A 22,074-nucleotide genomic window follows, 5' to 3' on the forward strand; every position below is an offset into this window, starting at 1 on the left:
TCCTTGACTCCAACCCCCATTTCCCCTGTAGAACCCGCCGTATACCGGTCGCGCGCAGAAGAGGTGTATGCCCAGCTCAAGCGCGACGTGGCCGAGTTCAAACTTGTACCTGGCGACCGCTTTACCGAAAACGAGATCAGCGAACGTCTGGGCGTGTCGCGCACCCCCGTGCGCCAGGCGCTGACCCGGCTGCAGCAAGAGGGTTATGTGGAGGTGCTGTTCCGCAGCGGCTGGCGTGTGCTGCCGTTCGACTTTGACCAGTTCGAGCAGCTATACGACTTGCGCATGGTGCTGGAGACTACCGCCGCCCACCGCCTGTGTGAAGGCGGCGCGGGTGCGGCCGCTCCGCATATCCAGATCAACCACCAGTTGCTGGATGACTTGATCGCCATCTGGCTGGTGCCCGTGGCCCAGCGCAGCACCGACACCTTGCAGGTCGCGCAGTGGGACGAGGAATTCCATTGCGCACTGGTGCGGGCCGCTGGCAATACCGAGATGGCCCGCGTGCACAGCGACGTGACCGAGCGCATCCGCATCATTCGCCGGTTGGATTTCACCAAGCAGGCGCGCATCACCGCCACCTACGACGAGCACGCGAAGATTCTGAAGGCCATCCGCAGCCGGCGCGGCGACCAGGCCGCGATGCTGCTGCGCGCCCATATCCAGGCCAGCCAGGCCGAGGTGCGCAAGATCACGTTGCACCAGGTGCATGTGGCCCGGCAGGTGGGCCAAAGCCCGGCGACTTAAGTCGTCGGCGAACGCAGCTCGCGGCGCAGGATCTTGCCTACATTCGACTTGGGCAGCTCTTTGCGGAACTCGATGGACTTGGGCAGCTTGTAGCCGGTGAGTTGCTGCTTGCAGAACAGCATCACATCGGCCTCGGTAAGCGCTGGGTCGCGCTTCACCACAAACACCTTGATGGCTTCGCCCTGTTTCTCGTCGGGCACGCCGATAGCCGCGCATTCGACCACGCCAGGGCACAGCGAGATCACGTTTTCCAGCTCGTTCGGGAACACGTTGAAGCCGCTGACCAGGATCATGTCCTTCTTGCGGTCGACGATGCGGGTATAGCCGCGCTCGTCCATCATGCCGATGTCGCCGGTGCGCAGATAGCCGTCAGCGGTGAACGAGCGGGCGGTTTCCTCCGGCTGGTTGTAGTAGCCCACGGTGACGTTCGGGCCCTTGATGCAGATTTCGCCGGCCGCGCCCAGCGGCAGGTCGGTGCCGTCGTCGTCCTTGATCGCCAGGTCGATGCTGGGCAGGGGCAGTCCGATGGTGCCGCTGAAGGTCTTGGCCAGTACCGGGTTGTTGGTGCCGATGGCGCAGGTTTCGCTCATGCCCCAGCCTTCGACCATAGGGCAGCCGGTGGCCTCCAGCCAGCGCTGGGCCGTGCCCTCGGAGGCCGCCATGCCGCCGGCCTGCGACACGCACAGCTGCGAGAAGTCGATGGTCTTGAAGTCCGGCTGCAGCAGCAGGGCGTTGAACAAGGTGTTGACCGCGGGCAGCAAGTGGAAAGGCCGCTTTTTCAGCGTCGCGATGAACTTGCCGAAGTCGCGCGGATTCGGGATCAGCGTCATGTGCGAGCCCAGGCGTATGCCCATCAGGCACAGGGTCAGCGCGAAGATGTGGTACAGCGGCAGGGCGGCGATGCAGTTGACCTTGTGCGGGTCACCGACCCGCGCCAGCGCCGGCTTGAACCAGGCCTCGGCCTGCAGCACGGCGGCCACGATGTTGCGGTGGGTGAGGATCGCGCCCTTGGACAGGCCGGTGGTGCCGCCGGTGTACTGCAGAAAGGCCACCGAATCCAGCGTGCTGGCCGTGCGCTGCAGCTGGCGGCCGCGGCCGTCGGCCAGGGCGGCGTTGAAGTGGGTGATCTTCAGCCGGGTGCTGGGGCTCAGGGTGAAGGCGGGCACCATCTTCTTTACATGGCGGACCATGAAGTTGACCACCGCACCAAAGACCGCGCCCAGCAGGTCGCCCATGCTGGCCAGCACCACATGCTGGACCTGGGTGCGGTCCACCACTTCTTCCAGGGTGCGGGCGAAGTTCTCCAGGATCACGATGGCGGTGGCGCCCGAGTCCTTCAGCTGGTGCTCCAGCTCGCGCGGGGTGTACAGCGGATTCACGTTCACGCAGGTATAGCCGGCGCGCAGCACGGCCGCCATGGTGACGGCAAATTGCGGAATATTCGGCAGCATGATGGCGACCCGGGCGCCGGGAGCCAGGCCCTGGGCTTGCAGCCAGGCACCGAGCGCTGTAGACAGCTGGTCGAGCTCGCGGTAGGACATCCAGCGCTCCATGCAGACCGAGAACGGGTTGTCGGCGTGCTTGGCGAACGACTCGTCCAGCAGCTGCGTCAAGGAGCCATAGGCGTTGACATCGATCTCGTGCGCCACGTCGGCGGGGTAGTTCTTCAGCCAGGGTTTGTCCATGCGGTGTCTCCGTCGGTTATCAGTTGGGGCCATTCTGGGAGGGGAGTGTCAGCAGGTGTTACCGGGCAAGCCCCTAGGGTCTGCAGGCCCGGGTCGCTTGGGTGACATAGTTGGCGCGCTGAGACAATAGGCCGATGGAACACCCGCACGACACCGACCAGCGCCTGACCGCGCTGGAGATCAAGGCCAGCTTCAGCGAAGACCTGCTGGAGCAGCTGGAACAGATCATCATCCGCCAGCAACAGCAGATCGACCTGCTGGTGCGCGAGGTCGCCGACCTGCGCCAGCCCTCTACCGACGGCGGCCTGGGCGCGCCGCGCAGCCTGCGCGACGACCTGCCACCGCATTACTAAATCTACATAAGAAAAAAGCCTCTAGCGCAGGTGTGGATTGCGCTAGCAGCTTCTTTTTTTATAGCAAATGGAAAGTGCGGCGCGGCGCTTTTCCGAGGGGCTGCGCTTGACGGTCTGATGCATCCCTGTGGTCGGCAAGCTCAGCGCAGGGCCAATGCGTGCTTTGCCTGGGGCGCTACGCGCAAGCCACCGTCTTTCAGCCGGAAGAACCGGACCGACTCCAGCAACTCAAAAGACTGCCGCTTCAGGCTGCTGGCGGCGGACGCCATTTCTTCGACCAGGGCCGCGTTCTCTTGCGTGAAAGAGTCCATGTGCCGGATCGCATCGCTGATCTGTGACACCCCGGAGGACTGGTCCGCACTGGCCGCGCTGATCTCCTTCATCAGGGTCTCGAATTTGTGTACCGAGTGGGTGATGGCCTCCATGGTGGCTCCGACGCGGTGGATCAGGTCCGAACCGATATTGACCCGCTCCACGCTGGTGTTCACCAGGTGCTTGATGTCCTTGGCTGCCGCCGCACTTTTGCTGGCCAGGTTGCGGACCTCGCTGGCGACGACCGCAAAGCCTCGGCCCTGTTCGCCCGCGCGCGCGGCCTCCACTGCCGCGTTCAGGGCCAGGATATTGGTCTGGAACGCGATCGCGTCGATCAGGCCGGTGATGTCGGAGATTTTTTGCGAAGACTCGTTGATGCCCTGCATGGTCTCGATCATGTGGCTGACGGCCATGGCCCCCTCTTTGGCGTGCGTGGACGCGGTGAGCGCCAGCTGGTTGGCCTGTAGCGAGTTTTCCGCGTTCTGCCGCACGGCGCCGGACAGCTCTTCCATCGATGCGGTGGTTTGCTCCACCGTGCTGGCCAGGTTTTCCGTGCGGTCGGACAGGCTCATATTGCCCTGCGCGATTTCATTGGAGGAGTGGGCCACCCCGTCGGCACCCTGCATGACCGTGGTGACGACCTGGACCAGGTTCTGCTGCATGTTTTCCAGCGACAGCAGAATCTTGCCGATCTCGTCCTGGGCCGTGACCCGGATGGGCGTGCCCAGGTCGCCCGCACCTATGCTGTCGGCCGCGGTCACGGCGGCGTGCAGCCCTCTGGATATGCCGCCCGACAAGGCCAGGCAGGTAGCGACCGCCACGCACAGCGTTACCACCAGAAAGCCCGCGCCGGTCAGGTAGAGCTGCCGAAAGGCCGCATCTACCTGCTGCTGTGAGTCCTTGGCCGCGTCGGATTGTTGCTGCACCAGCACCTGGGTGGCGGCCAGCAGCTGGTCGGTCAGCGGCAGAAATTTCTCTTGCAGAATTTCCCGCGAGCCGCCGACGTCACCCTCGGAGCGCAGGCCGTTCATTTCATTGCGCACCGCGGTCCACGCAGTGAAAAGGGTGTCGAATGTCTTCAGCGTGCCAGAGGCTGCGCTTGGCGTGGCCGACGCCAGCAGCGCCTGGTGGCTCTGCGCGATCTTGGTGTCCGACGCCTGGATGGCTTCGCCAAATAGCTTGCCCAGGCCGCTGCCATCCGAGAAGCCGATGGCAATGGTGCGTACCGCGTTCTGGCGGATATGGCCGTCCAGTGCGTTGGCGGTCTGCATGGTGTCGTTCTGCTGCAGCATGTCGGCGGAGGCCAGCGAAGCGGTTTGCAGCTTCAGGAAGGCGGCGACTGCAAACAGCACAAAGATGCCCATCACAACCGAAAAACTCACCCCCAATCTTTGCGAGATGCTTAAATTTTTCATGGAGCACTTTCAGAGGAAGAATCACGTTAGCGTGCGCGCTCCCATGCGCCCAGGGGCAAGCCCGCACTGCTGCTCGACAGCCTGCGCAGGAGGGCGAGGAGGGAAAGGTGGGGGCAACCTTGGCGGGTCTGCCCCCGGGGGGCTTACTTGCCCCAGATCGTCTTGTACTGCGTGCGGTAGCCGTTGTCTGGGTCAAAGATGTTGTTGGGTCCGCCATCCTTGCCCACGTTGTCCGGCGTCACCAGGTGCACCTTGGCAGAGTAGCCAGACCAGGGGGCCTTGGCGAATGCACGGTTCAACTCGTCCACCAGTTGCCAGCCTTGCATGTTCAGTGGTTCGGGCACGGTACCGGCCTGGTAGCGCTTGGAGCGGATGCGCTGGTAGGCGGCTTCCGATCCGTCGCCCGCGGACACGGCCTTGGGTTCGCCATCGCCCTTCTTGCCGGCCGCGCGCAACGTGGGGCCCATGAAGTCGAAGTACAGGTCGTTGATGGCCAGCGAGTGCGTCCACTTGTCGCCAAAGCGCTGCAGCAGCGAGGTGGTCAGCTGGGGCATGCGGGTGGAGCTTTCCGAGATCGGGCTGTCTTCAAAGCTCAGCACGGTGCAGCCGCCACATTTCTTGATGATGGCCTCCATGGCGCGGGCCTTGAACATGGCGATCTCGTACTGCGAGTCGGTAAAGATCACCACACCGGCCTTGCCGTTGGAGTCCGCCACCGCCCACGAGGCGGCGGTTTCCGACACGTCAGCAGGCAGGGTGGTCACGTTGGCGAACAGGCCGGCGGTCGGGTTCGGGCCGGGTTGCTCGCCAGAGTGCCAGCCCACCAATGGAATACCGGCTTTGGCGGCGGCGGCGAAAGCCACTTTTTGTTCCGAGGTGTCAAAGCCGCCGACCACGATGCCGTCCGGCTTCAGCGCCAGCGCCTGGTTTAGCGCGGCGGTGCGTCCGCTGACCGAGCCTTGTCCGTCAATCACCCGCATGTTCCAGCCAATCGCCTTGCCGGCTTCCTGCACACCTTGCCAGGTGCCGAGGTGGCCGCCGTTCTTCAAATCACCTGCCACGTACACCACGGTCTTGCCTGCAGCCGCCTTGGGGCCGGTGGTGGGGCCGTCCCATTTGTCGACGGGCACGGTCGCGGCGGTTACGCGCTTTTTTGCCGCGTCCAGAAAATCATCGGCCAGGGCGTGGCCGGCCAGGCCGAAGGCCGCGGTGGCCAGCACGATGGCGCGCAGAGGGAATGTCAGTGTCTTCATATTTGTCTCCTGTTGGTTTAGTGGGAATTGACACGGGTGGTTGCACCGTCGGGTGACGGCGCGGCTGGGGCAACCGCCATATGCAGCTCGGCAATACGGCGTTTGATGGATTGGCCACGCTTGCGCTGTGCGTAGCCTGCGATACCGATGGAGACCAGCAAGGTCAGTCCGTTGAACAGGGGCTCGACGAAGAAGGCGCCGCCAAACTGCTGGATGCCCGAGATGCCGACGGCCAGAATCGCCACGCCCACCAGGCTGCCCCAGACGTTGACGCGTCCGGGCCGGATGGTGGTGGAGCCGAGGAAGGCACCGACCAGGGCCGGTAGCAAGAATTCCAGCCCCACGCCGGCCTGGCCGATCTGCAGCCGCGAGGCCAGCACCACACCGGCAAAAGCCGACAAGGTGCCCGAGGCGACGAAGGCGCCCATCACGCATTTCTCCAGCGCAATGCCGTTGAGCACGGCGGCCTTGGGATTCGAGCCAATCACATACAGCGCCCGGCCAATCGGGGTGTGCTCACTCACCAGCCACAGCACCACCGCAATCGCCAGCACATAGAAGGCGGTGATGGGCAGGCCCAGGAAGTCCGAGCCGGCAATGTTCAAGAAGCCATCGGGCAGCTCGCCCAGCACCTGGCGGCCGCCGCTGTGCCACAGCGCCACGGCGTACAGCACGGTACCGGTGCCCAGTGTGGCAATGAAGGAGTCGATCTGCGCCTGCTCCACCAGAATGCCGTTCAACAGGCCGAACAGCGCGCCGCACAGCAGCACCACCAGCACCGCCGCAGGCCAGGGCAGGCCGAACTTGGTCTGCAGGCTGATCGCCAGGATGTGCCACAGCACGATGCCGTAGCCCACGGTCAAATCGATCTTGCCGGTCATCATCGGGATGGTGGCGGCCAGCGCCAGGATGGCGATCACCGATTTGTCGCTGAGGATGGAGCGCAGGTTGAACAGCGTGGGAAAGCTGTCCGGCAGCAGGATGGAAAACAGCAGGATCAGGCCGAGCGCCAGGGCCGGCAGGCCGTATACCGGGATCAACTGGCCGATGCCGGCCAGCAAGCCTTTGTGCTGGCTGTCGAAGGATGGGTCCGGCTCTAGCGCCGTGGCTTTGATGGAACTGCTCATGGTGTGGTTGTCTCCGTTAATTGGCTTGTTGTTGTGTTTTGCTGGCCTGATGCGGCGACCAGCAGGCCGGCCACGCTGAGCGCATCGCCGGTGAGTTCGGTGGCGACCTGGCCGTCGCGGAAGACCAGGGCGCGGGTGCAGACGTTGGCCACCTCTTCGAAGTCGGTGGACACCACCAGCACGCAGACGCCGGCATTGGCCTGCTCGCGCAGGATGTCGTAGATCTGGCGCTTGGCGCCCACGTCCACGCCGGCGGTGGGTTCCTCCAAAATCAATAGCGGCAACCGTAGGTTGATCCAGCGCGCTAGCACTACTTTTTGCTGGTTGCCGCCGCTGAGGTTTTGCACATCGGCCTGGGGCGCGGGCGGGTTCACGTCAAACTGCTTGATCAGTGCGCGGGCCTGTTTTTCCTCGGTGGTGCGGCGCAAGCGGGCCAGCAGCGAGCCCAGCACCAGGGCCGGGTTGGGGAACAGGTTTTCCTGCACGCTCAAGTTGGCACCCAGGTTTTCCGCCAGCCGGTCAGCCGCCACCAGGCCCACGCCTAGCGCGATCGCGTGCGCCGGGTTGCGCGGCGCGATGGCCTTGCCGCCCAGCAGCATGCGGCCTTGCGACACCTCGGCCAGGCCGAACAGCGCGCGGCTGATGGCCTCGTGGCCGGCACCGCGCAGGCCGATCAGGCCCAGCACTTCGCCCTTGCGCGCATCCAGGCTTACCGGGCCCGCATTGGCCGAATACACCTGGTCCAGCTGCAGCACCACCTCGCGGCTGCGCGCATCGGCCTTGGCCAGAGTGCCGGAAAATTTGCGGCCCACGATCAGCTCTACCAGCTCGGTATCGGTGGTCTGGGCCGTGGTGCGGGTGCCGACCAGTTTGCCGTCGCGCATTACCGCAGCGCGGTCGGAGATGTCCATGATCTCGTCCAGGCGGTGCGACACGTAGATCATCGCTACGCCCTGGCTTTTGAGTTGGCGCAGCAGCTCGAACATGCGCTGCACATCGGCCATCGGCAGGCTGGCCGTGGGCTCGTCCAGTACCAGCACCTTGGCCTGGGTGTCCAGTGCCCGGCCTATGGCCAGCAGCGACTTCTCGGCACGGGTCAGCGTGAAAACACGGCGCCGCGGGTCGATGTCGCAGCCCACGTGGCCCAGCACGCGGGCGGCGTTGCGCTCGGCCTGCTTCCAGTCGATGAAGCCGTGGCGCTTGGGGAAGCCCATGCCCAGGGCTACGTTCTCGGCCACCGTCATCCACTCCACCAGGCCCAGGTCCTGGTGGATGAAGGCGATGCCCTGCTGGTCCTTGGGGCGGGCACGCCAGGTGGATTCGGCTTCGCCCTGCAGGCTGATGCTGCCTACGTCCTGCGTATAGACCCCGGCCAGGATCTTGATCAGCGTGGACTTGCCCGCGCCGTTCTCGCCCAGCAGTGCCAGGATTTCGCCCTGGAACAGGTCGATGGACACGCCATCCACCGCCTGGGTACCGCCAAAGCGCTTGCCCAGGTTCTGGATGCTGACAACCGGCGCGTTCATAGCACCACCACCCGCGACACGTCGGGCTCGCGCTGGGTGGCGATGAAGCGGTCGAACTTCAGCGTCTCCATGTTGAAGTAGCCTAGCTTGTCGTTGTCCTGGCTTACAAAGGCCAGGGGCTTGGTGGGGTGGTAGCTGAGCGCGATGGCGCGGGCTTCCATGGGGATGTGGGCCAGCTCCTTCAGCGTCACCGGATCGACTACGCTGAGCGAGCGCTCGCCGTAGTTTGTCACCACGATGCGGCCATCGCGGTACAGATACAGACGGGTGGCGTCGTCGCGGCTTGGCGCAGTGCGCGTCACCTGCATGGTCGCGGTGTCGATGGCGGCCAGCGTGTTGCTCCAGCGGCAGGTGACGTAGAGAGTTTTCTCGTCTTCACTCAACGCATAACCCTCGGGCTTATCGCCGGGTGCGCAGGCCTGCGGGGCGAAGGTCGCGTCATAGGGTTTGATCTTGGTCACGGTGTGCGACAGCAGGTTCATGGCGTAGGCGGTCTGGCCGTCACGCGTCAGCGCGAACAGGTGGGACTTGATGCCGCCGGTGGGCACGGCGCGGCGTGGCGCGGTGTCGGTGGCCGGGTGGTCCAGCACCACCAGTTGGGCGCGGTCCTCGCTCAGCGCGTAGAGACGGTCCTGGTCGTCGATCTGCATGCCGTGCAGGCGGTTGAACGGCGCGATGTCGATGGTGCGCGCCAGGCGTTTTTCGGCGATGTCGATCTGGAAGATGCTGGTGCCGCCTTGGCCCAGGTGGCCCGATGTCTCCACGCCGTAGTGGCCGATGTAGGCGTAGCGCTGCGCCGCGTCCACCACAAATTCATGCGGAAACTCGGGTAGCTGCACGCTGTGCAAGCGTGTGCCGCTATCAATATCGTAGTAGCTGAAGCAGTGGCTGCACTTTTCCACCAGCAGCAGGATTTCTTTGGACATGGTTTTTCAGTTTCCTCGGGTGTGGAGGGTGATGCGGTACAGCGAGGTGCTGGCCGCGATGAAGAGCTGGTTGCCTTGCGGCCCACCAAAGCAGAGGTTGCCGATCTTTTCCGGCACCGCGATCTTGCCCAGCAGCGTGCCGTCCGGGTGGTAGACCTGCACGCTGTCTTCGCTGCTGGTGTAGATCCATCCCTGGGTGTCGAGGCGAAAGCCGTCCGACAGACCGGGGCTGACTTCGGCGAAGACACGTGGGTTGTGCAAGCTGTTGTCTGCCCCTACATCGAACACGGCGATGTGGTGGTGGCCCTGGCCCGCGGGCGCCAGGGCTGCAGATGTGTCGCTCACGTACAGCAGCGACTCATCGGGCGAGAACGCCAGGCCGTTCGGTTCCTGTACCCAGGCGCTGGCGGCAGTCAGCACACCGGTGGCGGGGGTGAAACAGAACACTTGGTTGGCCGCCTGCTCTGGCGCAGCCTTGTGGCCTTCGCGGTCGCTCAGGATGCCGTAGGGCGGGTCGCTGAACCAGACCGTACCGTCGCGCTTGACGACAATGTCGTTGGGCGAGTTCAGGCGCTTGCCCAGATAGCGGTCCACCACGATGGCGTCGGGCGTGTCGGCCTGGATGCGGCCATCGCGCATGGGTGTACGCACAATCGCGCGCTGGCCGTGTGAGCAGTGCAGCAGGTCGCCATTCAGGTCGCGCGTGTGGCCGTTGGTGAACTCTACGTTGTCACGCCACACGCTCATGCCGTCGGCGGCGGACCAGCGCAGCATGCGGTTGTTCGGGATGTCGCTCCACAGCACTGCGTCGTCCTCGCGCAGCCATACCGGGCCTTCGCTCCAGATGGCGCCGCTGCACAGCTTCTCCAGCCGGGCATCCTGCACCACGGGCGCGAGTCGGGGGTCGAAGATTTCGATCATGGTCAAGCGCCGATCAGGCCCCGGTGTAAGCGGTCTTCACCGTCGTGAAGAACTCCTGCGCATAACGCCCCTGCTCACGCGACCCGTAGCTGGACCCCTTGCGCCCGCCGAACGGCACGTGGTAGTCCACGCCCGCGGTCGGCAGGTTCACCATCACCATACCGGCCTGGCTGTGCCGCTTGAAGTGGGTCGCGTACTTGAGGCTGGTGGTGGCAATGCCCGCCGACAGGCCGAAGGGCGTGTTGTTGGACTCGGCCAGTGCGGCTTCGTAGTCTTTGACGCGGATCACGCTGGCCACCGGGCCAAACACTTCTTCGCGGTTGATGCGCATGGCCGCCGTGGTGTCCAGCAGCAGTGCAGGTGCCATGTAGAAGCCTTCGGTGGTGCGCTCCAGGCGGGTACCGCCGGCGACCAGCTGGGCGCCTTCGGCCTGGCCGATCGCCACGTAGTCCAGATCCTGCTGCAGCTGCGACAAGGACGACACCGGGCCGATGTCGATGCCGGCGGCCAGGGCGTCGCCGATCTTTAGCGTGGCCATGCGGGCTTGCACGGCGTCGACGAACTTGCCGTAGATGCCGTCGGTGACGATCAAACGGCTGGAGGCGGTGCAGCGCTGGCCGGTGGAGAAGAAGGCGCTTTGCACGCTGAGCTCGACGGCCTGGGCCAGGTCGGCGTCGTCCAGGATGATTTGCGGGTTCTTGCCGCCCATCTCCAGCTGGACCTTCTTCAGGTTCACCGCGCACTGCTGGGCGATACGGCCACCCACGCCTTGTGAGCCGGTGAAGCTGATACCGCTGATGCCAGGGTGGTTCACCAGCGGGTCACCGATGACGGAGCCGCGGCCCATCACCAGGTTGAACACGCCGGCGGGGATGCCGCTGCGGCTGATGATCTCGGCCAGGGTCCAGGCACAGCCGGGGACCAGGTCGGCGGGCTTCAAGACCACGCAGTTGCCGTAGGCCAGGGCCGGGGCGATCTTCCAGGCCGGAATGGCGATGGGGAAGTTCCAGGGGGTGATCAGGCCGACCACGCCCAGCGGTTCGCGGGTGATTTCCACGCCGACACCGGAGCGTACCGAGGGCACGATCTCGCCGGTCAGGCGCAGGCATTCGCCAGCGAAGAACTTGAAGATATTGCCAGCACGGGTGGCTTCGCCAATGCCCTCAAGCTTGGTCTTGCCTTCTTCACGGGCCAGCAGCGTGCCCAGCTCTTCGCGGCGGGCCAGGATTTCGGTGCCGATCTTGTCCAGCGCATCGGCGCGGGCCTGCACATTGCCGGTAGACCAGGCGGGGAAGGCGGCTTGCGCCGCCTGCACGGCCGCGTCCAGCTGGGCCGCGTCGCCCTGGGTGTACTCGCCAATCACGTCGGCCAGGTTCGACGGGTTGATGTTGGGGGCGTAGCTGCTGCCGGCCACCCAGGCGCCGTTGATGTAGTTGTCGTGTTTTTGGGTCATGGTGATGCTTTAGGTGTTCCAGTGCAGTACCAGCGGGTCCAGCCTGCGGGCGATGTCTATCAGGCCTTTGCGCACCTCGGGGTGCATGGGCGGAAACGGGTGGCGCCCGGCTTCGCAGGCGATTACACCGCCCTCGGCCATCAAGGCCTTGGCCGTGAGGATGCCACCCTGGCGGTTCTCGTGGTTGATCAGCGGCAGCCAGCGCTGGTACAGCCTGAAGGCCTCGTCGTGCTGGCCAGCACGGTGGGCTTCGACAATCGGGCGTATGCCGTCGGGAAAGGCGCCGCCGGTCATGGCGCCGGTGGCGCCTGCGTCCAGATCGGCCAGCAGGGTGATGGCTTCTTCGCCGTCCCACGGGCCTTCAATTGCATCGCCGCCCAGGCGGATCAGCTCGCGCAGCTTGCTGGCGGCACCGGCGGTCTCGATCTTGAAGTAGCTCAGCTGCTCGATCTCCTGGGCCATGCGGGCCAGGAAGGCGGCCGACAGCACGGTGCCGCTGGCGGGGGCGTCCTGGACCATGATGGGGATGGAGATCGCGTCCGACAGCCGGGCGTAGAACTCGTAGATCTGCGCTTCTGGCACGCGGAAGGTGGCGCCGTGGTAGGGCGGCATCACCATCACCATGGCTGCGCCCATGTCCTGCGCACGGCGGCTGCGGGCTGCGCAGATGGCCGTGCCGTAGTGGGTGGTGGTGACGATCACCGGCACCCGGCCGGCCACGTGCTCCAGCACGCTGCGGGTGATCAGCTCGCGCTCGTCGTCCGACAGCGAGAACTGCTCGGAGAAATTGGCCAGGATGCAGATGCCATTCGAGCCGGCGTCGATCATGAAGTCGATACAGCGCTTCTGGCCTTCCAGGTCCAGCGATCCATCGGCGTGGAAGATGGTGGGCGCAACGGGAAACACGCCCTGGTAACGGGGAGGGGAGGGGGATCGCATGGTGCTCAATAGTGCTCGTTGATGTTGCGGAAGGGGCCGAACTTGGCGCGCTGGTAGGCCTGTGGCGGCTGGCCGGCAAAGTTCTCGGGAATCGCAAAGCCCTGCGGGCGTAGCGCCACGTCAGGGTAGAGCTTGGTGCGGTTCGGGTTTTGCCCGCGCGGGGTGGTGTCGTCGTTCACAAAGGCGGCGATGTCCAGCGCCTCGGCAGGGGTGAGCTGCGGTTTGTCGGCGCTGGCGCCAAACGGCATGGACGCGCGGATGTAGCGCGCCAGCAGCGGCACGGCAAACATGTGGCCGGCGTTGTCATAGGTATCGCTGCCGGCCAGCGGTGGGAACATATAGCCGCCGCCTTGTGCAAAGTCGGGCTTGCGCTGGCCGCCGGCATCCACGCCGTGGCAGGCCTGGCATTTGCTGGCATACAGCTTCTGGCCGCGCACCGGATCGGCGGCGCGGGCGATGGCCTTCATGGGCAGCAGGCCCGCGCCGTCCATGGCGGCGCCGGGCTGGGTGTCCTGGGCCAGCCAGCGCAGATAGGCCAGGACGGCCTGGAACTCGGGGGCCTCTACCTTGATGGGTACTGCGCCGGCGCCAAACATGCCCATCGCGCGTTGCTCCAGCGAGATGATCTTGCCCGACTTGATGTCGAACTTGGGGTAGTCGTTGACGGCGTTGACCAGGGGCAGGGTGAACTTCTTGCTGCCGGGCAGGCCGGACGGACCGGCCTGGTGGCAGTTGACGCAGTTCAGGCTGTTCCAGTTCATGCGCTTGGATGCATCGGGGGCCAGCTTGCCCACGCGGGTGGAGGTGTTGCGCAGGATGTCGATGCCATCGCGGATCTGGTCGCCCGCTGGGCCTGCCGGAATGCGCGCCTCGCTGGGCTCGCGCCAGGGCTGCTGCGGCCGGGCGGCATAACGTGCCAGCAGGGCTTGCGCATCGGCGGTAGGCAATGCGTCGCCCACCTTGTGCGGGGCCACATCGAAAGCCAGGGCGAAGCCCGGGACACACAGCAACAGGGATAACAAGGCGCAGCGCATGGGCTCTTATTCCACGATGTTGAACTGGTCGAGGAACTCGGTGTTCAGCGTCAGGCCCAGGCCCGGCGTGTTGTCGTCGAGTTGCACAAAGCCGTTCTCGGCCACCGGCTCGCCTTTGAAGATGTAATAGAACAGCTCGTTGCCGACTTCCACGTCGAACATCGGGAAGTATTCGCTCATGGGCGACGCGATGGTGCTCATGGTCAGGTGGTAGTTGTGCATCTGGCCGGCGTGCGGAATCACCGGCACGCTGTAGGCCTCGCACAGCGCGTTGATCTTGTGCGCGGCGGTGATGCCGCCGACGCGGTTGGTGTCGTACTGCACTACGCTCACGGCCTTGCGTTCCAGCAGCTGCTTGAAGCCGTAGAGGCTGAATTCATGCTCGCCACCGCTGATGGGCACGATGTTCATGGCGTTGAGTTCGGCGTAGCCGTCGATGTCGTCGGCGATCACCGGTTCTTCCAGCCAGCGCGGTTCAAACTTGGCCAACTTGGGCAGCATACGTTTGGCGTACTCCAGGTTCCAGCCCATGTAGCACTCCAGCATCAGGTCGGCGTCGTAGCCAATCACTTCGCGCACGGCTTCCACCGACTTCAGGTTCTCGGCCACGCCGTGCTGCAGGTGCGCCGGGCCGTAGCCGAAGCGCATCTTGAAGGCGGTGAAACCCTGGTCCTTGAAGGTCTGGGCTTCCTTTTGCATCTCGGCCAGATCGGTGCGGTACAGCTTGCTGTAGTAGCAGGGGATCTTCTCCTTGGTGCGGCCACCCAGCAGCTTGAACACCGGCTTGTTGACCGACTTGCCCAGGATGTCCCAGATGGCGAGGTCGATGGCCGAGATCGCGCCCATGGTCACGCCCTTGCGGCCCCAGGCGTGGGTGGCGCGGTACATGCGCTGCCACAGGTATTCGTAGTCCCAGGGGTCCTGGCCGATGACCAGCGGTGCCAGGTATTCGTCGATGATGGCCTTGGCGATCTTGGGGGCTAGCGCCACGTTGCCGAGGCCGACGATGCCGTCGTCGGTTTCGATCTCCACCACCGTCCAGGAGTGGAAGCGGAAGGTGCTCATGCTTTCGGTCTTGGAATACACCAGGTCCATGGCGTTGGAGCAGAAATTGCCTTGGGGTGGAACGGTCTTGCCCTTCCATTCGAAAACACGGGCGCGGACGGATTTGATTTTCATGCAGAGTCTCCTGTTTCAGTGGTTGTGCGTAGCCAGGCCCATGCGGGCGGCAATGCGGAATGCGTTGTAGGTGGCGTTGACGTCGGCCTTGCCTTGGCCGGCGATGTCGTAGGCCGTGCCGTGGGCCGGCGTGGTGATGGGCACGGGCAGGCCGCCCTGGACTGTCACGCCCTTGCTGAAGCCCATCAGCTTGATGGCGATCTGGCCCTGGTCGTGGTACATGGTGACGATGGCCTGGTACTCGCCGTCGCGGGCCTTCAGGAAGATGGTGTCGGCCGGGAACGGGCCGGCAATCGCCAGGCCCTGGGCATTCAGCGCGGCGACGGCCGGGGCGATGATGTCTACCTCTTCGCGGCCGCAGGTGCCGCCGTCGCCGCCGTGCGGGTTGAAGGCCGCCACCGCCACCTTGGGTGCCGCCACGCCCGCCGCCTGCAGCGAACGGTAGATCAGCTGTGTAGCTTGCTGGATGCGCTCCTGGCTCAGGTAGCTGGCCGCGTCTTTCAGCGGGATGTGCGAGGACACGCGCGAGGTCCACAGATCGCCCAGGGTGTTGAACTCGCAGAAGTAGCTGGTCACACCCAGGTACTGGGCAAAGTGGTGCAGCTCGTCTTCGTGCTGCAGGCCGCCTTGCTTCATGGCGAACTTGTTCAGCGGGGCGAAGCAGATGGCATCCACCTCCTTGCGCTGGGTTGCGTCCATGCAGGCATTCAGCACCTGCAGTACCGACGCGCCACCTGTGGCCTGGGCCTGGCTGCGCTGCACCTGGGCGGCATCCACGGTGTCCATTGCCAGCCACGCGGCCTGGCCGGTGTCGGCGCGGCTGCGGACTTCGGCAAAGCTGCTGACCGGCGTGGTTTCTACCTGCACGCCAGCGATCTTTTGCCCATCGGCCCACAGCCAGGGGTCGCCCACCAGCACGATGTTGGCGTGCTGGGTGGCATCGGTCTGGCCCAGCAGGCGGGCGATCAATTCCGGGCCAATGCCTGCGGGGTCGCCGAGAGTCAGGGCAACGACGGGTTTACGGTTTTGCATGGTTTCTCCTCAAATGCTCAATCAAGCTTGATGTTCTTGCGCTGGATCAAATCGCCGAAGCGTTTGTATTCAGCGTTGTGAAAGTCCTGGAATTTGGCCTGCGCCATCGGCGTGATCTCGGCGCCTATGCCTTCCAGCCGGGTGATGGTTTCGGGCATGGCCAGCACCTTGTTGACTTCGGCCAGCACCCGCTCCTGCACCGCCTTGGGCGTGCTCGACGGCATGTAGATGCCGTACCAGGCGCTCATCTCCACGCCTTTGACGCCGGACTCGGCCAGGGTTGGCACATCGGGCAGCTGGGCATTGCGCTTGGGCGCGGCAACCGCCAGGGCCTTGATCTTGCCGGCCTTGATCTGGCCGATCACCGAGGGCAGGGTGTCAAAGCTCATCTGCACCTGGCCGCCGATCAGGTCGACCATGGCCGGGCCGCTGCCGCGGTAGGGGATGTGGGTGATGAACACGCCGGCTGATTCCTTGAACAGCTCGGCCGCGATGTGCTGGGTGCTGCCGGCGCCGCTGGTGGCGTAGTTCAGCTGGCCGGGCTTGACCTTAGCCAGCTTGACCAGGGACTGCACATCGTTGGCGCCCAGCGCGTTGTTGACCACCAGCACATTCGGCACCGATCCGACGAAGGCCACGGGCACCAGGTCCTTGTTGCTGTCGTAGTTGAGCTTCAGCAGATGCGGCGCAATCGCCTGGGCGGTGGATACGCCCATTAGCAGGGTGTGGCCGTCGGTGGACTTGGCCACCGCGTCGGCTGCCAGGGTGTTGGACGCGCCGGGTTTGTTCTCTACCACCACGGCTTGCTTGAGCAGCGGGCCCAGGCGGTCGGCCACGGCGCGGGCCATGGCATCGGTGCCGCCACCGGGGGCCGAGCCGACCAGAATCCGCACGGGTTTGCCAGGCCATTCCTGCGCCAGTGCCGGGGCGGCGATGCAGCAGCAGGCCATGGCGGCAGCAGCAGCCCACGCGGTGAAGGGAATGTTCGCCATGCTTGTCTCCAGATGTATTTATGGACTGCATCTTAGAAAGCCGATTGATTCCCGTATATTGAAAGAATTTGATGCATTGATTCCAAGGGGTTATCAAATGAGCGCCACCACCGACACCACCTCGCAGCTGCTGAACCGCTTGCGCATGCGCCAGATTGCCCTGCTGCTGGCCATCGACGAGCACCGCACCCTGCATGCGGCCTCGCAACAGCTGGGCATGACCCAGCCCGCAGCCACCAAGATGCTGCACGAGCTGGAGGACGCGCTGGGCCAGCCGCTGTTCGACCGCGTGGGCCGCGGTCTGCAGCTCAACCCCGCGGGGCAGGCGGTGATGAACACCTTCCGCGGCATGCGCGGCACCATGGAGGCCTTGAACCGTGAGCTGCAGGCGCTGCGGCTGGGCGGGGCGGGCAAGCTGTTCATCGGCAGCATCATGGCTGCGTCGCCGGTGCTGCTGACCGACACCCTGATCCGCCTGAAGGACGAGTACCCGCTGCTGGCCATCGAGATTGCGGTGGACACCAGCGACCGGCTGATGGACCAGATGCGCGAAGGCGCGCTGGACGTGGTGATCGGCCGCATGCTGGGCCCGGTGCGGCAGAACCACCACTTCCGGCCGATTGGCGAGGAGCCGCTGTCCATCGTGGTGGCCACCGACCACCCGCTGGCCGGCAAAGCCCGCGTGTCGTTTGACGACATGCTGCAGTTTCCGTGGATTCTGCAGCCGCACGGCAGCCCGATGCGCGAGGTACTGGAGCAGGAATTCCGCGACCACCACACCACCTTCCGCCGCGGCCTGATCGAGACTTCGTCCATCCTGACCACCACCAACCTGATCTTCAAGACCCAGATGATTGCGGTGATCCCCGAGTCCAGTGCCAGCCGCTACCAGACCCACGGCCTGCTGAAGATCCTGCCCTACACCATCGACCACAAGCTGGCCGCCTACGGCAGCATCGTGCGCAGCGACCGGCCGGTCAGCGTGGCGGCCGCGCGCTTTCTGGAATTGCTGCACGCGTAGATTCAAGCCATTTAAGGCTCTGGCGCAGGTAGGACGTGCGCATGAAGCTATAAATTGTGTAGCGAGCGCTATCGCGGTAGCCAGCCCAGCCCTGCAGATGTGCCGCCGGCTACAGCACCGCGCCGGGGCCGGTATTCGCAGCCTACGTGGCCGGTGTAGCCCAGCGTGTCGAGCAGCGCGAACAAATAAGGGTAGTTGATTTCGCCCTGGTCCGGCTCATGCCGCTCGGGCACGCCGGCGATCTGGATGTGGCCGACCCGGCCGGTGGGCAGATGCCGGCGCAGCTGCATCGCCAGGTCGCCCTCCATGATCTGGCAGTGGTACAGGTCCATCTGCACCTTGAGATTGGCCGCGCCCACGGCCTGCACGATGGCATGCGCTTGGTCTTGCCGGCTCAGGAAGTAGCCGGGCATGTCGCGGCTGTTGATGGGCTCGATCAGCACGTCCACACCCGCCGCCGCGGCCTGCTCTGCGGCCCAGGCCAGGTTCGCTTCGTAGCGCGGGAGCAGCTTGTCGCGGTCCTGGTCTGTCGGCACGATGCCGGCCATCACATGGATGCGCGGGCAGGCCAGGGTCTGGGCGTAGTCCAGGGCCCGCTGGATGCCATCGCGGAACTCGGCCTCCCGGCCCGGCAGGCAGGCCATGCCGCGCTCGCCCGCCTCCCAGTCACCGGGTGGCGCGTTGAACAGCACCTGGCGCAGGCCGTGGGCTTGCAATTGCGCGGCCAGATCGGCGGCAGGGAGGGCGTAGGGGAACAGGAATTCGACGGCGCTAAAGCCGTCCGCGGCGGCGGCAGCAAAGCGATCGATGAAGGCATGCTCGGGATAGAGCATGCTGAGGTTGGCGGCAAATTGGGGCATGGTGTTTTCTGGTGGCGTAAGAAGGAGTCAAGGGGTTTTGCGGGGCACATCCTGCAGCAACCGGGCGAGTTCGTGCTTCCAAAACTTGGCGCGGGTCGTGGTGCCGTGGCCCGAGGTCTCGGGACTGGCGGGGATCAGAAAAACCCGCCCATTCCTGACGCGGCGGATCTCACGGTCCAGCAGGCCCAGCTCCGGCGGGTTGCGTTCGTCGTCTGCAGAATTGATAGCAAGCAGCGCAGCCTGTATGCGTTCCAGGCCCGCAGAAGGGTCGTAGTCGCGGGAAGATTCCCACTGGTACAAATGGTCGTTGGCGTCGCCGGAGAACTTGGCAGCCAGGCGCTGGTCCAGCCAGGTGTCGGCCTGGGCGCTGGTGGGGGCTTGCTGGTACCAGCCCAGGTTACCGCCGTTGGTGGCCAGGCCGTAGAACACCGAGGCGAACTGCAGACTGCGCGGCTGCTGGGTGTATTGGCCGTTCATCCATTCGGGGTCGTTGCGGATAGCGTCTATGACCAGCCTGCGCATCATCCAGTTGCGGCCGGCCATGGCCGTGGGCAGCGAGGCCATGGGCACGGCAGCGTCCATGAAGCCGGGGTGCTTCTGGGCCCAGATCCAGGTCTGCATGCCGCCCATGGAATTGCCCAGCACCAGGCGCAGGTGTTGGATGCCCAAGTGCTCAGTCACCAGCCGGTACTGCGCCAGCACCGCGTCGTCGTAGTTGTACTGCGGGAAAGCCGTACGCATGCCGTCCGATGGCTTGGCCGACTGGCCCGCGCCAATCGAGTCGGGCAGGATGATGTAGTAGCGGCTGGCGTCCAGCGGCTGGCCGGGGCCGAACAATTCGCCCGCAAACTCGGGCGTCAGCATGCCCTTGCCCGAGCTGGTGGTGCCGTGCAGGATCAGCACCGGCTCGCCCGTGGGCTGGCCCACGGTGGTGTAGTGCATGCGCATGCCGGGCAGCACCTGGCCGGTGTGGAAACGGAAGTCGGGTGCCATCCAGTCGCCCTCCTGGGGCGCAGGGTAGTCCGCTGCGTGGCAGGCGATTGCCGCCAGCGACAGGCCCAGCGTGGCCAATGGTTTGCGCAATTCCATGTGCTTTCCTAAGAACCTGTTCAGAGTCATTTTGGGGCCGCGCAGATACCTTTTCGGGATGCGCTGCTAGGCGCAAAACCCAAGCCAAGGCTGATGCCTTGGCTGGTTTTGTAACGACGCAGAGCGCCCGAAAAGGTATCTGCCCTTCGGGTTGGGGTGAAATCGGGCGATTTGTCCGCCATCACCCTTGCATGGGCAGAGAGCCCATGCTGCGGGCGCTGACAGCCAACTCATCCCGATTGCACCCCAACGCGGTCTCAAAAAGACTTTGAACAGGTTCTATACGTGCTTCAGTTCACCAGGCCGCGCCGAACTGCTCGCGCAGTACCTGGATCTGCTGATCGGTTAAAGGATTCGCCCGGGTCATCTGGTACAGACGGGCGGTTTCTTCCAGCTCTTCGAGTACGGCACTGGCCTCGGCCGGGCTGCCGTGCCAGACGTTCGGGCCGAGCCGGTCCAGCATCACGGCGCGTAGCGGCGTGCCGCGCTCCTGCATGGCGGCAATGCGCTGCGCCACCAGCAGGCCAACGGCCGGGTCGCCGGGGCGGTGGTAGGGAATCAGTGGCACATGGCCGACCTTCATCACAAAGTACGGCGTGATTGGCGGCAGGATGTCGTCTGGCTGCCAGACCCCGGACAGGGTCAGCGCCACCAGGTGCGTGCTGTGGCTGTGGATCACGCAGTGCGCCTGCGGCTCGGCGGCGTAGATGGTCCGGTGCAGCACCAGGGTCTTGGAGGCACGGGCGCCGCTGCGCTGTACGCCGTCCGGGCCCACCCTGGCCAGCGTGGCCGGGTCCAGGTTGCCCAGGCAGGCGTCGGTCGGGGTGATCAGGTAGCCGGCATCGTCGGGCAGGCGTACGCTGATGTTGCCGGCGCTGGCATGCACATAGCCGCGTGCATACAGCGAGGCGCCGACGCGGCAGATTTCTTCGCGCAGTTGGAGTTCATTCATGGAGTTGGGCAAAGGCTTGGGTGAAGAAATCCGGGCTGCCGAAGTTACCCGACTTCAGCGCCAGGTGCAGCGTGTTTTCGCCGCTGCGGGCCGAAGTCCAGGGCACACCCGGTTCGATTTGCGGGCCGATCACCATTTGCGTGATGCCCAGCGCCTGCACCACCGCACCCGAGGTTTCGCCGCCGGCCACCACCAGTTGGCGCACGCCGGCATCGACCAGGCTGCGCGCGATAGCGGCCAGGGCGTGCTCGACCAGTTCGCCTGCAGCTGCCACGCCGAGCTGGGCTTGCACGGCCTTCACTGCCTCGGGCTCGGCGGTGGCGTAGACCAGCACCGGGCCGTCCTGCAACAAAGGCGCGGCCCAGGCCAGCGCCTGCGCCACCACATCGTCGCCGCGCGCCAGGGCCAGCGGATCGATGGCGAAACTGGGCCGGCCGCTCAGTTGAAAGCGCAGAACCTGGCCATTGGTGGCCACCGAGCAGCTGCCCGAGACGATGGCGCGCAAGCCGGTGGCCGAGGGCAAACCATCGGCGGCGGCATTCGTGATTTGCCAGTTTTGTGGCAGGCCGATGGCGATGCCTGAGCCGGCGGTGACCAGCGGCATGCCCGTCAGCGCCGGGCCGATGTGCTGCAGGTCGGCGTTGGAGATCGCGTCCAGCACGGCGATCTGCACGCCCTCGGCCTGCAGTGCGGCAAAGCGTGCGCGGATGACATCCGGCCCCTGCGCCACCACGTCATAGGCCACCAGGCCGACCTTGCGCCGGGTCTGCTGCTGCATTACGCGCACCAGGTTCGCATCGCCCATCGGGGTCAGCGGGTGATTGCGCATGCCGCTGTCGGACAGCAGCTGGTCGCCGACGAACAGATGGCCTTTGAAGACCGTGCGCTGGTTCTCCGGAAACGCCGGGCAGGCGATGGTGAAGCGGCTGTCCAGCGCGTCGAGCAGCGCGTCCGTCACCGGGCCGATATTGCCCTCGGCGGTGGAATCGAAGGTCGAGCAGTATTTGAAGTAGATCTGCTGCACGCCCTGGGCCTGCAGCCAGCGCAGCGCTTCGAGAGATTGGGCGACGGCATCGGTCGGGGCGATGGTGCGCGACTTGAGCGCCACCACGATGGCGTCGGCCTGCACCGGCGCCGCGTCGTCCTGCGGCACGCCTATGGTTTGCACGGTGCGCATGCCGTTGCGCACCAGGTTATTGGCCAGGTCGGTGGCACCGGTGAAGTCGTCGGCAATACAGCCGAGCAGGGGGCGGGTCAT

Annotated in this window: 20 protein-coding genes; 3 read left to right on the top strand and 17 right to left on the bottom strand. The window is 65.1% G+C overall.

Annotation, left to right across the window (positions count from 1 at the left end; all coding sequences use genetic code 11):
* Positions 1–3 precede the first annotated feature (3 nt).
* Complete coding sequence (locus J2X19_RS23645; protein ID WP_310376960.1) at positions 4–747, top strand: GntR family transcriptional regulator; 744 nt, start codon at positions 4–6, stop codon at positions 745–747.
* Here J2X19_RS23645 and J2X19_RS23650 read toward each other — a convergent pair.
* Entirely contained in the window at positions 744–2,432 is a 1,689-nt protein-coding gene (locus J2X19_RS23650; protein WP_310376961.1) for an AMP-binding protein, read from the bottom strand. The genes J2X19_RS23645 and J2X19_RS23650 overlap by 4 nt on opposite strands.
* Positions 2,433–2,566: 134 nt before the next feature.
* Here J2X19_RS23650 and J2X19_RS23655 point away from each other — a divergent pair, with 134 nt between their 5' ends.
* Positions 2,567–2,785, top strand: a complete 219-nt coding sequence (locus tag J2X19_RS23655; protein WP_116608882.1) for a SlyX family protein — start codon at positions 2,567–2,569, stop codon at positions 2,783–2,785.
* A 140-nt stretch (positions 2,786–2,925) separates the two neighbouring features.
* Here the strand turns inward: J2X19_RS23655 and J2X19_RS23660 are convergent, their stop codons facing one another.
* From J2X19_RS23660 to J2X19_RS23715, 12 genes are all read right to left on the bottom strand, one after another.
* Positions 2,926–4,479 (bottom strand): methyl-accepting chemotaxis protein, encoded by a 1,554-nt coding sequence (locus J2X19_RS23660; protein WP_405048738.1) that lies wholly within the window; start codon positions 4,477–4,479, stop codon positions 2,926–2,928.
* A gap of 176 nt (positions 4,480–4,655) precedes the next feature.
* Positions 4,656–5,765 carry an ABC transporter substrate-binding protein gene (locus tag J2X19_RS23665; protein WP_310376963.1) on the bottom strand — a complete coding sequence of 370 codons (1,110 nt, stop codon included), beginning with the start codon at positions 5,763–5,765 and terminating at the stop codon, positions 4,656–4,658.
* Between the two features lie 17 nt (positions 5,766–5,782).
* Positions 5,783–6,892, bottom strand: coding sequence for an ABC transporter permease (locus J2X19_RS23670; protein ID WP_310376964.1), 1,110 nt, complete (start codon positions 6,890–6,892; stop codon positions 5,783–5,785).
* Positions 6,889–8,418, bottom strand: coding sequence for a sugar ABC transporter ATP-binding protein (locus J2X19_RS23675; RefSeq protein WP_310376965.1), 1,530 nt, complete (start codon positions 8,416–8,418; stop codon positions 6,889–6,891). Before J2X19_RS23675 ends, J2X19_RS23670 begins: the two co-directional genes overlap by 4 nt.
* A complete protein-coding gene (locus J2X19_RS23680; protein ID WP_310376966.1) occupies positions 8,415–9,344 on the bottom strand; it encodes a YncE family protein in 930 nt (309 codons plus the stop codon). The genes J2X19_RS23675 and J2X19_RS23680 overlap by 4 nt, the downstream gene beginning before the upstream one ends.
* Before the next feature lie 6 nt (positions 9,345–9,350).
* Positions 9,351–10,265: an SMP-30/gluconolactonase/LRE family protein gene (locus tag J2X19_RS23685; protein ID WP_310376967.1), complete on the bottom strand. Its 915-nt coding sequence runs from the start codon at positions 10,263–10,265 to the stop codon at positions 9,351–9,353.
* A gap of 13 nt (positions 10,266–10,278) precedes the next feature.
* Positions 10,279–11,718, bottom strand: a complete 1,440-nt coding sequence (locus tag J2X19_RS23690; RefSeq protein WP_310376968.1) for an aldehyde dehydrogenase family protein — start codon at positions 11,716–11,718, stop codon at positions 10,279–10,281.
* 9 nt (positions 11,719–11,727) lie between these two features.
* Positions 11,728–12,657, bottom strand: a complete 930-nt coding sequence (locus tag J2X19_RS23695; RefSeq protein WP_310376969.1) for a dihydrodipicolinate synthase family protein — start codon at positions 12,655–12,657, stop codon at positions 11,728–11,730.
* A gap of 5 nt (positions 12,658–12,662) precedes the next feature.
* A complete protein-coding gene (locus J2X19_RS23700) occupies positions 12,663–13,679 on the bottom strand; it encodes a c-type cytochrome (protein WP_310376970.1) in 1,017 nt (338 codons plus the stop codon).
* Between the two features lie 18 nt (positions 13,680–13,697).
* On the bottom strand, positions 13,698–14,870 hold the full coding sequence (locus J2X19_RS23705; RefSeq protein WP_116607435.1) for an L-rhamnonate dehydratase: 1,173 nt from the start codon (positions 14,868–14,870) through the stop codon (positions 13,698–13,700).
* Between the two features lie 15 nt (positions 14,871–14,885).
* Positions 14,886–15,902 carry a 4-hydroxythreonine-4-phosphate dehydrogenase PdxA gene (locus J2X19_RS23710; RefSeq protein ID WP_310376971.1) on the bottom strand — a complete coding sequence of 339 codons (1,017 nt, stop codon included), beginning with the start codon at positions 15,900–15,902 and terminating at the stop codon, positions 14,886–14,888.
* 17 nt (positions 15,903–15,919) lie between these two features.
* Positions 15,920–16,852 (bottom strand): Bug family tripartite tricarboxylate transporter substrate binding protein, encoded by a 933-nt coding sequence (locus J2X19_RS23715; RefSeq protein WP_310377049.1) that lies wholly within the window; start codon positions 16,850–16,852, stop codon positions 15,920–15,922.
* A 139-nt stretch (positions 16,853–16,991) separates the two neighbouring features.
* Between J2X19_RS23715 and J2X19_RS23720 the strand changes: the two genes are divergently transcribed.
* Positions 16,992–17,915: a LysR family transcriptional regulator gene (locus J2X19_RS23720; RefSeq protein ID WP_116607433.1), complete on the top strand. Its 924-nt coding sequence runs from the start codon at positions 16,992–16,994 to the stop codon at positions 17,913–17,915.
* Between the two features lie 68 nt (positions 17,916–17,983).
* Here the strand turns inward: J2X19_RS23720 and otnI are convergent, their stop codons facing one another.
* From otnI to otnK, 4 genes are all read right to left on the bottom strand, one after another.
* On the bottom strand, positions 17,984–18,775 hold the full coding sequence (gene otnI / locus J2X19_RS23725) for a 2-oxo-tetronate isomerase (RefSeq protein ID WP_310376972.1): 792 nt from the start codon (positions 18,773–18,775) through the stop codon (positions 17,984–17,986).
* A 27-nt stretch (positions 18,776–18,802) separates the two neighbouring features.
* The gene (locus J2X19_RS23730; RefSeq protein ID WP_310376973.1) at positions 18,803–19,864 is read right to left on the bottom strand and encodes an alpha/beta fold hydrolase; all 1,062 of its coding nucleotides are present in this window, start codon (positions 19,862–19,864) and stop codon (positions 18,803–18,805) included.
* A gap of 295 nt (positions 19,865–20,159) precedes the next feature.
* Positions 20,160–20,816, bottom strand: coding sequence for a class II aldolase/adducin family protein (locus J2X19_RS23735; RefSeq protein WP_310376974.1), 657 nt, complete (start codon positions 20,814–20,816; stop codon positions 20,160–20,162).
* Positions 20,809–22,074 carry a 3-oxo-tetronate kinase gene (gene otnK, locus J2X19_RS23740; RefSeq protein ID WP_310376975.1) on the bottom strand — a complete coding sequence of 422 codons (1,266 nt, stop codon included), beginning with the start codon at positions 22,072–22,074 and terminating at the stop codon, positions 20,809–20,811. Before otnK ends, J2X19_RS23735 begins: the two co-directional genes overlap by 8 nt.

Source organism: Rhodoferax ferrireducens (genome assembly GCF_031458075.1).
Classification (GTDB): Bacteria; Pseudomonadota; Gammaproteobacteria; order Burkholderiales; family Burkholderiaceae_C; genus Rhodoferax_B; species Rhodoferax_B ferrireducens_A.

Bases quoted from the DNA above. Each gene is read 5' to 3' on its own strand.
- J2X19_RS23715 (WP_310377049.1), bottom strand. From the start codon at position 16,852: ATGGCCTGCTGCTGCATCGCCGCCCCGGCACTGGCGCAGGAATGGCCT.
- J2X19_RS23730 (WP_310376973.1), bottom strand. From the start codon at position 19,864: ATGGAATTGCGCAAACCATTGGCCACGCTGGGCCTGTCGCTGGCGGCA.
- J2X19_RS23670 (WP_310376964.1), bottom strand. From the start codon at position 6,892: ATGAGCAGTTCCATCAAAGCCACGGCGCTAGAGCCGGACCCATCCTTC.
- J2X19_RS23680 (WP_310376966.1), bottom strand. From the start codon at position 9,344: ATGTCCAAAGAAATCCTGCTGCTGGTGGAAAAGTGCAGCCACTGCTTC.
- J2X19_RS23735 (WP_310376974.1), bottom strand. From the start codon at position 20,816: ATGAATGAACTCCAACTGCGCGAAGAAATCTGCCGCGTCGGCGCCTCG.
- J2X19_RS23695 (WP_310376969.1), bottom strand. From the start codon at position 12,657: ATGCGATCCCCCTCCCCTCCCCGTTACCAGGGCGTGTTTCCCGTTGCG.
- J2X19_RS23655 (WP_116608882.1), top strand. From the start codon at position 2,567: ATGGAACACCCGCACGACACCGACCAGCGCCTGACCGCGCTGGAGATC.
- J2X19_RS23705 (WP_116607435.1), bottom strand. From the start codon at position 14,870: ATGAAAATCAAATCCGTCCGCGCCCGTGTTTTCGAATGGAAGGGCAAG.
- J2X19_RS23665 (WP_310376963.1), bottom strand. From the start codon at position 5,765: ATGAAGACACTGACATTCCCTCTGCGCGCCATCGTGCTGGCCACCGCG.
- otnI (WP_310376972.1), bottom strand. From the start codon at position 18,775: ATGCCCCAATTTGCCGCCAACCTCAGCATGCTCTATCCCGAGCATGCC.
- J2X19_RS23675 (WP_310376965.1), bottom strand. From the start codon at position 8,418: ATGAACGCGCCGGTTGTCAGCATCCAGAACCTGGGCAAGCGCTTTGGC.
- otnK (WP_310376975.1), bottom strand. From the start codon at position 22,074: ATGACCCGCCCCCTGCTCGGCTGTATTGCCGACGACTTCACCGGTGCC.
- J2X19_RS23710 (WP_310376971.1), bottom strand. From the start codon at position 15,902: ATGCAAAACCGTAAACCCGTCGTTGCCCTGACTCTCGGCGACCCCGCA.
- J2X19_RS23720 (WP_116607433.1), top strand. From the start codon at position 16,992: ATGAGCGCCACCACCGACACCACCTCGCAGCTGCTGAACCGCTTGCGC.
- J2X19_RS23685 (WP_310376967.1), bottom strand. From the start codon at position 10,265: ATGATCGAAATCTTCGACCCCCGACTCGCGCCCGTGGTGCAGGATGCC.
- J2X19_RS23650 (WP_310376961.1), bottom strand. From the start codon at position 2,432: ATGGACAAACCCTGGCTGAAGAACTACCCCGCCGACGTGGCGCACGAG.
- J2X19_RS23690 (WP_310376968.1), bottom strand. From the start codon at position 11,718: ATGACCCAAAAACACGACAACTACATCAACGGCGCCTGGGTGGCCGGC.